At 35.2% G+C, this 14,838-nt stretch carries 14 protein-coding genes; 12 read left to right on the forward strand and 2 right to left on the reverse strand.

From position 1 onward, the window contains the following. The first annotated feature begins 13 nt into the window (after positions 1–13). Positions 14–2,314, forward strand: a complete 2,301-nt coding sequence (locus tag ABMA70_RS11445) for a hypothetical protein (protein WP_103217788.1) — start codon at positions 14–16, stop codon at positions 2,312–2,314. 30 nt (positions 2,315–2,344) lie between these two features. Here ABMA70_RS11445 and coaE read toward each other — a convergent pair whose 3' ends face one another. Further along, positions 2,345–2,998 carry a dephospho-CoA kinase gene (gene coaE / locus ABMA70_RS11450; protein ID WP_103217789.1) on the reverse strand — a complete coding sequence of 218 codons (654 nt, stop codon included), beginning with the start codon at positions 2,996–2,998 and terminating at the stop codon, positions 2,345–2,347. A gap of 2 nt (positions 2,999–3,000) precedes the next feature. Then, positions 3,001–3,807 (reverse strand): nucleoside triphosphate pyrophosphohydrolase, encoded by an 807-nt coding sequence (gene mazG / locus ABMA70_RS11455; protein WP_158246854.1) that lies wholly within the window; start codon positions 3,805–3,807, stop codon positions 3,001–3,003. Between the two features lie 72 nt (positions 3,808–3,879). Between mazG and ybeY the strand changes: the two genes are divergently transcribed. From ybeY to lpxB, 11 genes are all read left to right on the forward strand, one after another. Next, entirely contained in the window at positions 3,880–4,428 is a 549-nt protein-coding gene (gene ybeY, locus ABMA70_RS11460; RefSeq protein WP_392993419.1) for an rRNA maturation RNase YbeY, read from the forward strand. Between the two features lie 27 nt (positions 4,429–4,455). Continuing rightward, positions 4,456–5,569, forward strand: a protein-coding gene (prfB, locus tag ABMA70_RS11465; protein ID WP_392993663.1) for a peptide chain release factor 2 whose coding sequence is annotated in 2 segments (ribosomal slippage) — positions 4,456–4,527 and positions 4,529–5,569 — 1,113 coding nt in all. Because the reading frame shifts where the segments join, the coding sequence is not laid out codon by codon here. Position 5,570: 1 nt separating this feature from the next. After that, entirely contained in the window at positions 5,571–6,764 is a 1,194-nt protein-coding gene (locus ABMA70_RS11470) for an FtsX-like permease family protein (protein WP_103217792.1), read from the forward strand. After that, positions 6,765–7,421 (forward strand): ABC transporter ATP-binding protein, encoded by a 657-nt coding sequence (locus ABMA70_RS11475; protein ID WP_103217793.1) that lies wholly within the window; start codon positions 6,765–6,767, stop codon positions 7,419–7,421. A 126-nt stretch (positions 7,422–7,547) separates the two neighbouring features. Beyond that, positions 7,548–9,839, forward strand: a complete 2,292-nt coding sequence (gene bamA / locus ABMA70_RS11480) for an outer membrane protein assembly factor BamA (protein ID WP_103217794.1) — start codon at positions 7,548–7,550, stop codon at positions 9,837–9,839. Between the two features lie 16 nt (positions 9,840–9,855). Beyond that, positions 9,856–10,356, forward strand: a complete 501-nt coding sequence (locus tag ABMA70_RS11485) for an OmpH family outer membrane protein (protein ID WP_103217795.1) — start codon at positions 9,856–9,858, stop codon at positions 10,354–10,356. 73 nt (positions 10,357–10,429) lie between these two features. After that, entirely contained in the window at positions 10,430–11,446 is a 1,017-nt protein-coding gene (lpxD, locus tag ABMA70_RS11490) for a UDP-3-O-(3-hydroxymyristoyl)glucosamine N-acyltransferase (RefSeq protein ID WP_103217796.1), read from the forward strand. A gap of 13 nt (positions 11,447–11,459) precedes the next feature. Then, a complete protein-coding gene (locus tag ABMA70_RS11495) occupies positions 11,460–11,939 on the forward strand; it encodes a 3-hydroxyacyl-ACP dehydratase FabZ family protein (protein ID WP_392993413.1) in 480 nt (159 codons plus the stop codon). A gap of 12 nt (positions 11,940–11,951) precedes the next feature. Continuing rightward, entirely contained in the window at positions 11,952–12,749 is a 798-nt protein-coding gene (gene lpxA / locus ABMA70_RS11500) for an acyl-ACP--UDP-N-acetylglucosamine O-acyltransferase (protein WP_103217798.1), read from the forward strand. Positions 12,750–12,761: 12 nt separating this feature from the next. After that, a complete protein-coding gene (locus tag ABMA70_RS11505) occupies positions 12,762–13,709 on the forward strand; it encodes a Gfo/Idh/MocA family protein (RefSeq protein ID WP_392993409.1) in 948 nt (315 codons plus the stop codon). Continuing rightward, positions 13,706–14,836, forward strand: coding sequence for a lipid-A-disaccharide synthase (lpxB, locus tag ABMA70_RS11510; RefSeq protein ID WP_103217800.1), 1,131 nt, complete (start codon positions 13,706–13,708; stop codon positions 14,834–14,836). Before ABMA70_RS11505 ends, lpxB begins: the two co-directional genes overlap by 4 nt. Positions 14,837–14,838 lie beyond the last annotated feature (2 nt).

Below are 14,838 nucleotides of genomic sequence, written 5' to 3' on the forward strand. Positions count from 1 at the left end.
TAGGAGACCTATAATGAAGCTTCGTTTCAGTAAGCCGTTGTTTATCTATTTCTCTGTTTCTCTTGTTCTAACGACAGCTCTTGTTTCATTTGGAGTTTGGTCCTTTTGGAAGAATGGCCCGGCCAACTTTGACCGAATGACGATGGTATATGAATCGACATCTAAATTTGATGAAGTTAAAAATTCAAATACACTTCAAGATATAAAAGAATTGGTAAGAGTTGATCGTTCAAAAGAGGCGACTTCAGAGTTTGATCAATTTGAAAATTCAATTAAAAGTTTAAATGAAATCGTAACTATTGCTGAATATGAAACACTAAGTGGTAACTTAAGTGAACTAAGAAAGAAGCTTGATGATATTACGACTTCTGCAAATAAATCGACACTGATTAATGTTTTAAGAACAAAAATGATTGGCTTCCAAAATTTTGTTGTACATAATCAGTGGAGAACACTAACAAGAGTTTCAAATAAAATTAAAACTAAAATTTCTGTAGGTACGACAAAAAGCTCCAACTTTTATAGTTATGGAAATTTAAAGCGTTTACACGAATCAATCGTTGCAGATGTAGACTATATGGAAAAGGTTACAATGAAGTCTGTTCTTTCTGATGAAGATAAGAACTTAATTGTTGTTCGCCTTGGAACACTTAGAACTGAATTAAATCTATTAGAAAAATCATTAAATACACTACGTGACTTCGATAGCATTTGGAAAACAACGAATGAAAGTTATCTTGCATGGAGTGAGAAGTTTGGGCCAAAGCTTACATATCAAAAAATTGAACTTAACCAAACTTCTAAAACAACTCTTTATGGATTAATTGCTATTGTTGGGATTCTTATTGCAATGTTTGCTGGTGGAATCTTTATGTACTTTTATTCTGAAAAAAGAGCGAAGAAATTATTAGAAATTACTTCTCTTGATTTAATTAAAGATGGTGTTATCCCAGTTAAAGCAAGTCTGAAAGGTGATTGGACACATCCATTTAAAGAAGAAATTGAAAAATATCGCGGTTATATTCACAAGAGAATGAGTTTTGGATCGATCTTTCAAGATGCTATGCCATTTTCATCTCTACTTCTGGATTCAAATCTAAATGCTGTTTGGGCAAACTCGCTATTCTATGAGCACTGGAGTATCGATAGCGCTAAAAAAGATATGAGTATCACATGGGATTATCTAAGTACTTTTACAAATCTTGGTGAGAATGATCCTGTTATTAGTGCAGTAAGAGATGGTATTGCTGGAATTTATCAAATTCAGGTAAAAACAGAAAACTCTAGCGAAGCTGCACCTTTTGAAATGTACGTTTCACCTGTTGAATATGCTGATCAAAAAAGAATTATGGTTATCTTCTATCCATTGAGAAGTTTAGAGGAAACTCTATCAAATCAAATGAAGTCGGTAGTGTCTCCTGTTTGGAAGTCTCTAGATGCTCTAGTTGAAGATAAGTTTAATGGAGAACTAAGAGAAAAATTACAGCAAGACTTCTCTGCTGCTGGAATTGATAACGTTTATGAGAAATTCACAAAAGTTAACGATCACTTCTTAATGCAAAAAGCTTCATTTTTAAAAGAGATTGAACTTTTAGAAAATAATCTTTTTGAACAATATAAAATTATTGATGATGTAAGAATTATTTTTGAAGGTCAAAAAGATCTTCAAAAAGATGCGATCAATAAATTCAAAATTGCTAAAGACAAAATCGTCTCTGTTGTTGAGATGAGAGCAAAGTTTGAGGAAATGAATCGTTATATGATTGAGATGACGAATCGTTTATTTGATGAGGAAATAGAATTAGCAACTCGCTCAAGTGAGATTGTAGAGATTATTAATGAGAATAAAGCAGCTTATGCAGGACTTGTGAGATCTCGTGATCAATTTAAATCTCTTAAGTCACAAGTTGAATTATTTAGAGCAAGAAGTTCTCAAATTATCGATCAAATTCAACGTGGGGTTGCAAGTGAAACAACTGTTGGAAAGTTTGCAGGAGAACTAAGAGAGTTCAATTCAACTCTTGGAAGTTTCTCTAAAGTATCGACTCAGCTTGATGTTGGTCTTTCTAAAGTACAAATCATTATGGACAGTAAAGAAGTTCCAGATGTTGGAGTTATAAAAGATACGTTTAAGGCAATCAGAAATGAGATTAATGAAGTTGCAACTCAAACGCAGCACCTTTCACGTTTTGCTCAAGAAGAAGATGAGCAATTAATTTCTTCACTTCGTGGGCTTTATGGAAGTTTTCAGAATCTTCGCACTCAAAACGGCGAGATTGAACACACTGTCGCTGACAATAATCCAATTATTTAGAAATAAAAAAGGCTCCGTAGGGAGCCTTTTTTAATGCATATCAAAGTGATCAAGAAACATATTTAAATTCAAATCTTCAGGTTTTCCTGAGTTATCGATGACTGTGTCAGCAAGTTTTGCTTTTTCTTCAATATCGATTTGTTTTGCTAGAATTTTACAGGCCAAATCTTTTTCAATTCCGTCACGGGCCATAAGGCGCTCTACCTGCTTTGCTCTTGGGCAATAAACAACGGCCTTATGATCAATAAAAGAATCAAGATTCTTCTCATATAGGAGAGGCACGTCGTAAATGACAACTTTTGGTGAACCAAGATCTTTGAACGCTTTTAAGAAAGCTTCTGGAAGTTGGCGATAAATTAAACTTTCAATATCATTTTGAATTTGAATATCTTGAAAAAAGTACTCACGAAGAAGTTTGAAATTGATTGAATTGTCTTCTTCTACAACACGTGAATAGTACTTCTTCAAATGATCGATTGATTCTTTTGTTTTATAAACTTCTTTTACAAGAGCATCTGCATCGATAATAGGGAATCCTTTATCACGTAGTATTTTTGACACCGTCGATTTTCCGGTAGAAATACCTCCTGTTAGTCCAACAACTGGACAAGGCATTTGGTATAGACGTTTATCTTTCTTCAAAGTGATAAATTCTTTTTTAAGTTTAATTGGTGATGCTTTCATAATTAGTTACTTTTTTCTTTTTCTTTTACGCGAGACCAAAGGGTTTCAAGTTCGTCCTGAGAGCTTTCACGAATAACAATGCCTTCTTCTTTAGCAATGTCTTCAAGTTGATTGAATCTTCTTTTAAATTTTAAGTTTGCTTCTCGCAGTGTGATCTCTGGATCAAGATCGAGATGTCTTGCAAGCTGTGCAACTGAAAATAAAAGATCTCCCATTTCTTCTTGAACTCTTTCTTTATTAAGCTCACGTCCTGGAGTGATTTCTTCTTTTAGCTCCTGCCACTCCTCTTCGACTTTATACATTACTTGTGTGTAATCTTCCCAGTCAAAGTTTATTTTATTTGTTTTCTTTCCAATTTTTGCAGCACTTGTAAGGGCCGGAAAAGAGAGAAGTTCATTACAAATTTCATATTTTTTAAGGCTTTCTTCGTTTGCTTTTTCAGCTTTCTTTATTTCTTCCCAGCGTTGTTTAATTTCGGCAACGTCTTTTGCCTTATTATCTGTAAAAACATGAGGGTGTCGTCTTACCATTTTATCTGCGATTGTTTTGGCCACAGAGTTGAGATCAAATTTTGATTTCTCACTTGCTAATTGAGAGTGAAGGACTACTTGTAAAAGAACATCACCTAATTCATCTTCCATCTTACGATAGTCACCGTCTTCCACTGCATGCATGAACTCATAAGATTCTTCCATCAAATATTTTAGAAGTGACTTGTGAGTCTGCTCTAGATCCCATGGACAACCGTCTTTAGGATCTCTTAACTTTGCAACAACTTCTCTTAATCTTTCCATTTCGCTTAGTGACATAACTTCGCCTTGGTAATATAATCTATGTAACCTAAGACAGAATAATACACCCTTAAAAAGAGATTGGAAATAATGGCCCATAGCGCAACTATTCAAGTAAACAAATCAAGACTTATTGTTAACTTAGCTGACAATTCTAGAGCTGATTGGGGACTTAAGGCTTGCGAAAATATGTTAAAGGATTCGCTTATTGTCTTAAGTAATTTCCTTTATTCAAAGAACACTTGTTTAGACAAGAAAGTTCACGAGGAGATTGAAGTTGATCTTCACTTTTGTGGCGACTCTCGTATGAAACAGATCAATCGCGAACATCGCGGTAAAGATAAAACAACAGATGTTCTTTCGTTTCCAATGTATGAAAGTCTTCGTCCAGACAGTACGGATTTCGTTCTTCCTGGCCCAGTAATGCTTGGAGATATCATTATTAGTCGAAATGTTGCCGCAAAACAGGCTCGCGAATTTGATATCGAGTTAGAGCAAGAAGTTATTCACTTATTTTGTCACGGACTTCTTCATTTGTTAGGATATGACCATGAAATCTCACAAGAGGAAGAAGAAATTATGGAAGCTCTTGAAAAAGAGATTCTAATGAAAATTAAAAAATCTAGGCAAAAAAAATAGGAATTAAAAATGGAAGAAAGTATTCGCATTGCCCTTGGTGAAAAAAAATCACTAATGGTAAGTTATGATGAGAAGCTTGCAAGTCTAAGGAGGTCACTTTGATGTTGACCAAAAGTCAGCACGCATAGGTGAAATTCAAGATATGGAGGCCATGCCTGGCTTCTGGGACGACAATCAAAATGCTGCCAAAGTACAAAAGGAAAAAAACCTTTTAGAAGATGTCGTTAATACTTATACAAAATTAAAAGATCTATATGATGAATTTGAAATTTTAAATGAATACGCTGCTGAAGGTGATGAAGAATCTGCTACAGGTGCGATTGAGATTTCAGATGAATTCGTCGAAGCTTTCAATAAAGCGGAATTAAAAGTTCTACTTTCTGATGATGCTGACCCAAATAATGCGATTGTTAGTATAAATGCTGGTGCCGGTGGTACCGAATCTTGCGATTGGGCAAGTATGCTATTTAGAATGGTAAAGAGATGGGCCGAACATAAAAAGTTTAAGGTTCAACTTCTTGATGTTCAAGATGGTGATAGTGCAGGGATCAAATCAGCAACGATGTTAATTGAAGGCAATTACGCTTACGGAAATCTTAAATCTGAAACAGGGGTGCATCGTCTTGTGCGTATTTCACCATTTGATTCAGCTAATCGTAGACATACTTCTTTTGCTTCAATTTTTGTTTCACCAGAAGTCGATGACGATATTGAAATTGAAGTTTTAGATAAAGATATTCGTATTGATGTTTATCGCTCTGGTGGTGCTGGTGGACAGTCAGTAAATACAACTGATTCGGCCGTTAGAATTACGCACTTTCCAACTGGTCTTGTTGTAACTTGTCAAAATGAAAGGTCACAGCTGCAAAATAAAATTCAGGCCATGAAAGTTCTTAAGTCTCGTTTATATGAGTTAGAGCTAGAAAAGCAAAGAGCAGCGGCCGCTGAAGAAGAAGCTAATAAGAAAGAGATTGGATGGGGGGCACAGATTCGCTCTTACGTTCTACATCCTTATAAAATGGTTAAAGATCACAGAACTAACTATGAATCATCACAAGCTGAAAAAGTTTTAGATGGTGATATCGATGGTTTTATGGATGCATATTTAAGATGGTCAGTTGATGGGATGAAGGAAGAGTAATTTGAGTTTTTTCTATCTATTTAAAGATTTTCAATTACTTTTTTTTCGTGATCGATCGTCACGTTATTTTATTACGGCCACAATTATAGGCCTTATGTTTTCTCTTGCCGTTATTCTTTGTAGTTTGGCCCTGATGGATGGCTTTGGGGTAACTCTTAAGAAATCCCTTAATGCTGGAAGTGGTGAGATTATTCTTACGGCAACAAATGGATTCTTTGAGTTAAATGAAAATGAACAAAAGGATCTTGATAACTTTCCAATTCAAACTAAAATTCCAATGCTTCGTACACAATCATTTGTAAATAAAGATGAGAAGGGAAAGGCCGTCTTTGTCGTTGGTGTTAATGAAAAGATTAATCAACTCGATAATGGTCTAGTTGAGCCTGGCGAAAATGAAGTTATAATTGGTGATCTTCTTGCACAAGATTTAAAGGTTAAAGTGGGAGATACTTTAAAGTTCAGTTTTTCGGCCGGTAAATTAGGTGAGCGATATCTTCCAACAAATGCGGTTTTAAAAGTAAAAGATATTAAAACTTTTAAAATTCACGAATATCGAAATCGTTTTGTTTATGTGAACTTAAAAAAGATTCAAACTCTTTTGGGAGTTAAGGATCGTATTAACTTAATGAGCCTAAGGCTCAAACCTGAGTATCGAAGTCTTTCGAAGATCAATGAAGTTGTAGCTGATATGAAAAGTGTCTTCTACTATGAATATACTATCGCACCTTATTGGAGCGATTTTGCAACTTTCTTAAAGGCCGTTGAATTTGAAAAATATATGATTTCGATTGTTTTCTCAATTGTTGTTATCTTAGCTATCTTTAACTGTTTAGCTTTTATCATATTTTCAAAAGAGAGAAGGTCACAAGAAATCTTTTTACTATATGCTATTGGACTTTCTCCTAAGAAATTTAGAACACTTTGGATGGTTCAGAATATCGGGATTTGGCTTATTGCATTTTTAGGCTCTCTCGTTTGCGTAGAGATTTTTGATTATCTTCTATCAACTCTTGATATTTTCTCTCTTCCAACAGATGTTTATCACCTAAATCGAATTGAGCTATTCTTATCCCTAAGAGATATTTTTATTGTTGGATTAATTTCATTTATCTTTATTATATTCTTAACTTTTGTAGTTCTTAAGAGATTAGATTCAAAATCAATGGCCCAAGGCCTTAGAGAGGAGTTTTCGTAAATGGCAGTTTTAAATGTATCGAATGTTTACAAAGACTTTGGAAATTCTCATATCCTAAAAGGGGTTGATCTTGAACTTTCACAAGGTGAACAATGTGTAATTAAGGGATCATCGGGGTGTGGTAAATCAACTCTTTTGTATCTTATTGGGGGACTTGAGAATATTACTTCAGGTCAAATTACAGTTGATAACTTGAATATTGGTCAAATGAATGATGCGAAGTTAGCAAATTATCGTAATTCCAAAATAGGATTTGTTTTCCAATTTCATTTTTTACTTTCATCTCTAACATGTCTTGAAAATATTCTTCTTCCGGCCCGCTTAGGTGGACATGACGTGTCAAAGGTGAAGAAGTATATTCTCTCTCTGGCCAAGACTTTAGGTGTATCTGAGTGCCTTAAGCGCTACCCATATGAGATCTCTGGTGGGCAGCAGCAGCGTATCAATCTTATACGTGCTCTATCACTGCGTCCAAAGCTTTTACTGTGCGATGAGCCGACAGGTAATCTCGACTCTAAGAATTCAAAAATTGTTGCTGATCTTATCTTCGAATTATCAAGAGAGCTTGGAACAACTCTTCTTGTTGTAACGCATGACGAGGAAATGTCTCGTAAGTTTAGTCGTGTTCATACGATGATCGATGGAATCCTGCATTAATACATCACTTTTTTGTGCAGGATGTTCGTTTTTCTTTTTGTAACTTTGTAAGATTATTGATATTTTTTTACTCAAGTATTTTTTGTCTGCACACACATGACAGGATCGTGAGATCACGGAGACTAGATGATTAACTCTTGGAAGAGTTTTATATATATAATTGTTTTTTCAATTACCTTAAGTATTCAAGCAAGTGAAATTGGACCACGTGTTCGTCTGTTTAAAATCTCAAGTGTTGAAGTTCAAGGTTTAAAGAAGGTAGAGAAAGAAGCTGTTCTTGATAAGCTACGTTCTCGCGCTGGCCTTACTCTTACAAATGAAATTCTATTTGATGACATTAAAACAATTTATAACCTCAAGTACTTTGAGTCCGTAGAGGCTCATCAGGATGGCAATAAGCTAATCTTTCAAGTTGTTGAAAAGCCTATTATTGCTAAGATCGTTTTTAGTGGAAATGATGAAGTCGATAAAGACGACTTAAGTGAAAACTTAAAGACAAGAGAATACTCAATCCTAGACATTAACTCTATTCAAGCTGATGTTCGCCAAATGGAGAAGACCTACGAAGAAAAGGGCTTCTACCTGGCCAATGTTTCGTATGAAATTAGACATGTCGACAAAGAGAATGTTCACTTAGTTTATAAAATCAGTGAGTACGATAAGGTTCGAGTTAAGAAAGTGACTTTCTTAGGTCTAACTGCTTTTGCAGAAGAAGAAGTTAAGTCAATTATGGAGACAAGAGAGGAGAGTCTATTTTCATTCCTTTCTGGTTCAGGAAACTTTAAAGAACTAAATTTTAAAACAGATATTGAAAGAATTAAGTATTTCTATTCGACTAAAGGTTATCTTCAGGTCAACGTTGCTGTCCCTGAAGTAACAGTTTCAGAAGATAAGAAATGGGTATTCATTACTGTTAAGATTAAAGAAGGTCCTAAATTTGATGTTCGTGATGTTTACTTCCAAGGTGAGCTTCTTTTTACTGAAGATGAACTTAGAGAAAAAACAAAACTTAAGGCCGGAGAAGTTTATTCAGAAGAGCTTTTAAGACGTGATATTCAAACTCTTACTGAGTCATACCAAGACCTTGGTTATGCCTTTGCCAACGTTATCAGAAATATCCAACTAGTACCTGGTGAAAATAGAGTTGATATTCAGTACTCATTTGAAAAAGGGAAGCTTGCGAAGTTTGGTCGCATCTCAGTAACTGGAAATACTAAAACTCGTGATAAAGTAATTCGTCGTGAGCTTAAAATTCATGAAGGTGGGAAGTATTCTGGTTCAGGTCTTCGTGAGTCAAAAGAAAATGTTAATCGTCTTGGTTTCTTTGAACCAGGTAGCGTTATCTTCAATACTGTTTCATCTCCGGGACAAGACGATATTCTTGATGTTGAGATTAGTGTTAAAGAAAAGAGTACAGGACAAATTTCTCTTGGTGCTGGTTACTCAACGGCAACAGGTGGTTTCTTTCAAGCTTCTATTTCTCAAAACAACTTTAGAGGTTTAGGACAACAATTATCGTTTTCAACAAATATTGCAAAAGAGCAACAAAACTTCTCTCTATCATTTACTGAACCATACTTTATGGATTCGAAATGGACTCTGGGTGGAGAGGTGTTTAGAACAGTTGATACTCAACTTGATTCATACGATTATAAGAAACATGGTTTTGCGGCCCGTATTGGTTATCCTATCTTCGAATACACAAGGCTATATACAACATATAAGCTTGAAGAAACTGAGCTTACAGATATTAAAGATCCAACAGTCGATGAGAACGAAGATGGTGTGACTTCTTCAGTTCGTCTTGCTGTTGTAAAGGATAAGAGAAATAACCGTTTTGAGCCTACTGATGGTTACTACTGGAACCTTGCTACTGAGTATGCAGGACTTGGTGGTGATAAAGAATGGTGGAAGAATGAAATTGATGTACGTTATTTCTATCCGGTATGGAAAGAGCTAGTTTTTAGAAGTCGATTCTACACTGGGAAAATTGAAGATAAAGGTGTTCCTGTACCAAGAAATGAGAAATTCTCATTAGGTGGTGCGAGAAACTTACGTGGTTATGACATCGAAGATATTGGTCCAAAAGAGACTGTTACTTATGATGATGATAATGACCCAGGAACTCCTAATGTTACTGAAACATTTAATACAGGTGCCCCGTTCACTGTGTTTACAACACTGGAGCTTGAGCACCCACTTGCCAAAGAAGCAGGCCTTAAATTTGTTACTTTCTTTGATGCAGGTACGGCCAAAAGGCTAGAAGATATCGATAAGATATATATGGATTATGGTTTTGGTTTCCGTTGGTTCTCACCAATTGGTGTTCTAAGATTTGAGTGGGGTATTCCTATTAACCCTGACCCAGATATGAATGCGGGAACAAAATTCCACTTTGATATTGGACAATTATTTTAATTCGTAAGGAGACGATATGAAAAATTTATTAGTAATTGGATTACTTTTCTCTTCATTAACAGCATCTGCAATGAATATCGGTCGTGTTGATGTTCAAAAAGTTCTTTTAACAGTTAAAGAGTCTAAAAAGATTAAGGATAAACTGCAAAAAGAAATCGATAAGAAGCAAGCTGAGCTTAAGAAAGAAGAAGAAGCTCTAGTAAAAGAAAAAGAGAAGTTTGAAAAACAAGCTCTTGTTATGAATGAAAAAACTAAGCAACAAAAAGGTCAAGAACTACAGAAGAAGTTCTTTGGTTTCCAACAGAAAATGCAACAGTACCAAGGTGAGCTTGCAAAAATGGAACAAAGTGCAAAAGGACCAATTTTAAATAAAATTAAAACTGTTGTTGAAGAAGTATCAAAGAAGAAAGGTCTTGATTGGACTTATGAGACTTCGACAACTCCAATTCTTTACATCAATAAAGTTACTGACATTACTGAAGATGTAATTAAAGCTTACGATAACAAACATAAGTAAATTGCTAATAAAAATAGACTCATGAAGGGAATACGAAGGTATTCCCTTTTGTCGTTTTAAAGGAGGGGATAAAATGTCCATTCTGATTAAAAATATTATCGAAAACGATAGCGATATGAGTTTTCTATCTGGAAATCTTGAGTACTCTGTTTCTGGGATTTCATCGATAGAAGAAATTATTGAAGAAAAAATTCTCTTCATTGGTGCTAAAAAATTTCTAGCTAAATATAGAGATGCTGGCGCTGGAGATAATTTAGCACTAATTATTGATACAAATCTTTTTGAATCGCTTGATGACTCTGAAAAGAAAGAACTAGAAAATAATTCGATAGTGTTACTTACTTCTTCAAATATACCTATCTCAATTACGAAAGCATCTAAATTATTTTTCGACGAAAAACTTGGGAGCTTAAATTACGATCTTGATGGCCGTAAAAGTAGCTTGGCCTCAATTCACCCTTCAGTAAAAATTGCTGAAAATGTTTTTGTTGGAGAGGGTGTCGAAATCGCAGCTGATTGTATAATCATGCCTGGCTGTGTGATTTTACCAAATGTTAAAATTGCCGAAAATTGTACAATTTATCCAAACGTGACAATTTATCCTCAAACTGTCATTGGAAAAAATTGTCGAATTCACTCTGGTACGACTATAGGTAGTGATGGATTCGGTTATAACTTTCATCAAGGTGTTCATCATAAGATTTGGCACTTTGGTGGAGTTGAAATTGGTGATGATGTTGAAATTGGTTCAAATACTTCAATTGACCAAGGAACATTCTCTCCAACACGTATCGGTAGTGGCGTAAAAATTGATAATCTTGTTCAAGTTGCTCACAATGTTAAGGTTGGAAACGGAGTTATTCTCTGCGGACAGGCCGGACTTGGTGGAAGTACAAAGATTGGAGATTATGCCGTTCTTGGAGGAAAAGCAGCTGTTGCAGACAACTTAGAAGTTGGTACGGCCGCTCAACTTGCAGGAGGATCGGTTGCTATTGGAAACGTGAAGCCGAAGGAAATCGTTGGTGGATACCCAGCAAGACCTATGCGTGAATTTTTACGAGGAATTGCTTTTTTACGAAAGAATATTTAACGGAAGGTAATGTATGCAATTAAACAAAGAACAAGTAATGCAAATTCTCCCTCATCGCGAGCCATTCTTATTTGTTGATGAAATCACAAGTGTAGAAGCAGTAGGTGAGGTAAACGAATTAAAAGATCTAGTTGGAGCAGTTGTAAAAGGACATTATACAACTCGTGAAGATCATCCTATTTTTGCAGGACACTTTCCTGGAAATCCAATTCTTCCAGGTGTTGTTCAAGTAGAAATGATGGCACAATTTACTTCATTTCAATTAAAGCTTTATTACAAAAATTTAGAAGAAGGTGAATTTGAAGTTGCGCTATTATCAATTGAAGGCGCAAAATTTAGAAAACCAGTTCATCCTGGAATGAAATTAGATATTGAAACTGTATGTACAAAAATGCGTACTGGTTTCTTACAAAATGATTGCAAAATCTATCACGAAGGCGACTTAGTAAGCCAGTGTCAGGTTCTTGCATCTTTTAAAGTAAAAGAAAATTAAGAAGGAGCCTCCATGAGCGAGAGATTTCACCCAACTGCAATTATTCACGAGTCAGCTGAAATTGGAGAGGGAACAACTGTTGGTGCGTATTGCATTATTGGTCCAAATGTAAAAATTGGAACTAATTGTGATATTCGCAATCACGTAATCATTAATGGTCATACAACAATTGGTAATAATAATAAGATTTATCAATTTTGTTCAATTGGTGAAGAGCCACAAGATCTAACATACAAAGAAGAGCATGCTACTTCTGTTGAAATTGGAAATGATAACGTTTTACGTGAGTACGTTTCAATTCACAGAGGGACAATGAAAGATCGTGAGAAAACGACTCTTGGAAGTAATTGTCTACTGATGGCCAAAGTTCACCTAGGTCACGATGTTGTTGTTGGTGATCGTGTTATTATGGCAAACTCAACAAACCTTGCAGGTCACGTGAAGGTTGGTAATAAAGTTATCATCGGTGGTGGTACAAATATTTCTCAATTTGTAAAAGTTGCTGAAGGTGCATATATCGGTGGTGCTTCAGCTATTGATAAAGATATTCCACTATATTGTACTGCTTACGGTAACCGTGCAAAGCTACGTGGGATCAATATTATTGGTCTTCGTCGTGCAGGTGTTGAAAGAAATGCTATTTCTGAAATTGTTGATTTCTTCCGTGATATGGAAGCTTCAACATACTCACCACGTACTTTCGTTGAGACTGAAGAGCTAATGAAGCCATATGCAAATAATGAAATCATCGAGCGCATTAAAGAGCATATTGTAACGACAAAAATGGGTATTGCTCCGTTTTTAAGCTAATAGGAATAAATTATGTCTAAAGTAAAAGTTGCTTCAATTGGTTATGGACACTTAGGCCAATGGCATGCTCAAAAAGCATACAACTTAGATAATTGTGAATTGATTGCAATTGTTGAACCATTTGCCGCTAACCAAGAAAAAGCAAATGAAAAATATCCTGACATCAAAGTTGTATCTGATATCAAAGAAGTTATTGGAGAAATTGATGCTGCAGTTATTGCTACACCAACAAGCTTTCATTTTGAAATTGCTAAATTCTTATTACAAGAAGGTAAGCATGTTTTTTGTGAAAAGCCGGTTACGGTAACGGTTGAAGAAGCAAAAGACTTGAAGATTATTGCTTCTGAAAAGGGTGTTAAGTTACAGGTTGGACATAGTGAAAGATGCCATCAAGTTTGGGAGCGTCTTGAAGAGTTTAAAGACATTACTGCAAACTCTAGTGTTGCTACAATTGTAAGAAATTCTCCATTTAAGGGAAGGGCCGCAGATGTTGGAGTTGTTGAAGATCTAATGATTCACGACCTTGACTTGGCCCTTATGCTATTTGGAAAACCTAAATCGATTAGAGCATATGGAATGAAAGTTCTCACTGATAAGTTTGATCACGTTAAAGCTCTACTTAGCTATAGTGATCGTCTTGTTACAATTGAAAATTCAAGAAATGATGTAAAGACTGAAAGAAGCGTTCAGATTAACTCTGCTAAGGGAATCCTTAGAGTTGATCTTTTAAATAATAAGGCATCTTATTCGACTGATATTAAAGCTGGAGAAGAGCAAGTAATTAATGAATTTGATTACGAAAAAAGAGATCACTTACTAATTGAACAAGAACGTTTCTATAATTCAATTTTAAATAATACGAAAGAATTTGTAACGATTGATGATGGAATTGCTGCAATGGAGTTAATTGCTGCAGTTAATGAATCACTCGAGAAAAACATTGAGGTTGAACTTAATTGAAAAGCTGCTTAATTATTGCCGGTGAAAAATCTGGTGAAGAACATGCAATGACATTCCTTGAGACTCTAACAAAGGGAGCTCCTGATACTCAATTCTTTGGAGTAGGGGGAGAGCTTATGAAAGAGCAAGGAGTCGAACTTCTTTACGATTTAAAAGATTTTTCCACTTGGGGAATTACAGAAGCAGTTAAAAAGGTTCCATTTTACTACGGTGCTTATAATCACATCATTGATGAAGTTAAAAAGCGTGGAACTAAAGTTGCTATCTTAATTGATTTTCAGACATTTAATCTTAAGTTGGCCATGAAGCTTGAAAAGCTAGGTGTCAAAGTTCTCTACTATGTTGCGCCTCAAGCATGGGTATGGAAAGAGTGGCGAACAAAATATCTTCAAGCTTCTGTTGATACTCTATTCTGTATTTTACCATTTGAAAAAAAGTGGTTTATGGATCGTGGAGTAAGTAAGGCCATAACAATTGAACATCCACTACTTAAGAAGACAAAGCCTCTGTTGGAAAATTTTCAAAGAACCAATGTCGATTTTAAGAATGGAGAGTTTAATATTTTACTTCTGCCTGGAAGTCGTCGCTTTGAAATTGAATTCATGTTGCCTCAATTTATTAAGGCATGCCAAAAACTTAGAGAGAGTTATAAATTTAAGCTTTCAATCGTTAAAGCAAGCTCTGTTGATGAAGAGCTATTTTCTCGTTTTGAAAATGAATTTGATAAGATTTATGAAGATCGTGAATTAGATGAGGCGCTCAAAGCAGCAGACTTTTCTTTCGCAACTAGTGGAACAGTAAACCTATCTTTGGCCCTTTATGGGGTACCAAGCGTGATCGCATACGATCTTAATCTGCTCAATATGTTTATTGCAGAAAATATTGTTAAGTATAAAGGCTTCGTTTCTATTCCTAATTTAATTTTAGGTCATGAAGTTTATCCTGAGCTACTCGGCGAAGGCTTCAGTGAATATAATCTTGTTCGCAAGGCCAAAGACTTATTCGATGATGAAAAACGCTATGAATTTGTTTTAAGTGAACTGAAAAAGCTAAGAGATTTAACTGAAGGTGAGGATATAGAGGTTTCTCAATATCTTCTCGAAAAAATTAAAAGTGCTTATTTATAATG

Source organism: Halobacteriovorax sp. XZX-3 (assembly GCF_043196495.1).
In the GTDB taxonomy this organism is placed as follows: domain Bacteria; phylum Bdellovibrionota; class Bacteriovoracia; order Bacteriovoracales; family Bacteriovoracaceae; genus Halobacteriovorax_A.

Coding starts and splice junctions, on each gene's coding strand:
- lpxA (WP_103217798.1), top strand. CDS start 11,952: ATGAGCGAGAGATTTCACCCAACTGCAATTATTCACGAGTCAGCTGAA.
- ABMA70_RS11475 (WP_103217793.1), top strand. CDS start 6,765: ATGGCAGTTTTAAATGTATCGAATGTTTACAAAGACTTTGGAAATTCT.
- ABMA70_RS11445 (WP_103217788.1), top strand. CDS start 14: ATGAAGCTTCGTTTCAGTAAGCCGTTGTTTATCTATTTCTCTGTTTCT.
- bamA (WP_103217794.1), top strand. CDS start 7,548: ATGATTAACTCTTGGAAGAGTTTTATATATATAATTGTTTTTTCAATT.
- mazG (WP_158246854.1), bottom strand. CDS start 3,807: ATGTCACTAAGCGAAATGGAAAGATTAAGAGAAGTTGTTGCAAAGTTA.
- lpxD (WP_103217796.1), top strand. CDS start 10,430: ATGTCCATTCTGATTAAAAATATTATCGAAAACGATAGCGATATGAGT.
- coaE (WP_103217789.1), bottom strand. CDS start 2,998: ATGAAAGCATCACCAATTAAACTTAAAAAAGAATTTATCACTTTGAAG.
- ABMA70_RS11505 (WP_392993409.1), top strand. CDS start 12,762: ATGTCTAAAGTAAAAGTTGCTTCAATTGGTTATGGACACTTAGGCCAA.
- ABMA70_RS11485 (WP_103217795.1), top strand. CDS start 9,856: ATGAAAAATTTATTAGTAATTGGATTACTTTTCTCTTCATTAACAGCA.
- ybeY (WP_392993419.1), top strand. CDS start 3,880: ATGGCCCATAGCGCAACTATTCAAGTAAACAAATCAAGACTTATTGTT.
- ABMA70_RS11495 (WP_392993413.1), top strand. CDS start 11,460: ATGCAATTAAACAAAGAACAAGTAATGCAAATTCTCCCTCATCGCGAG.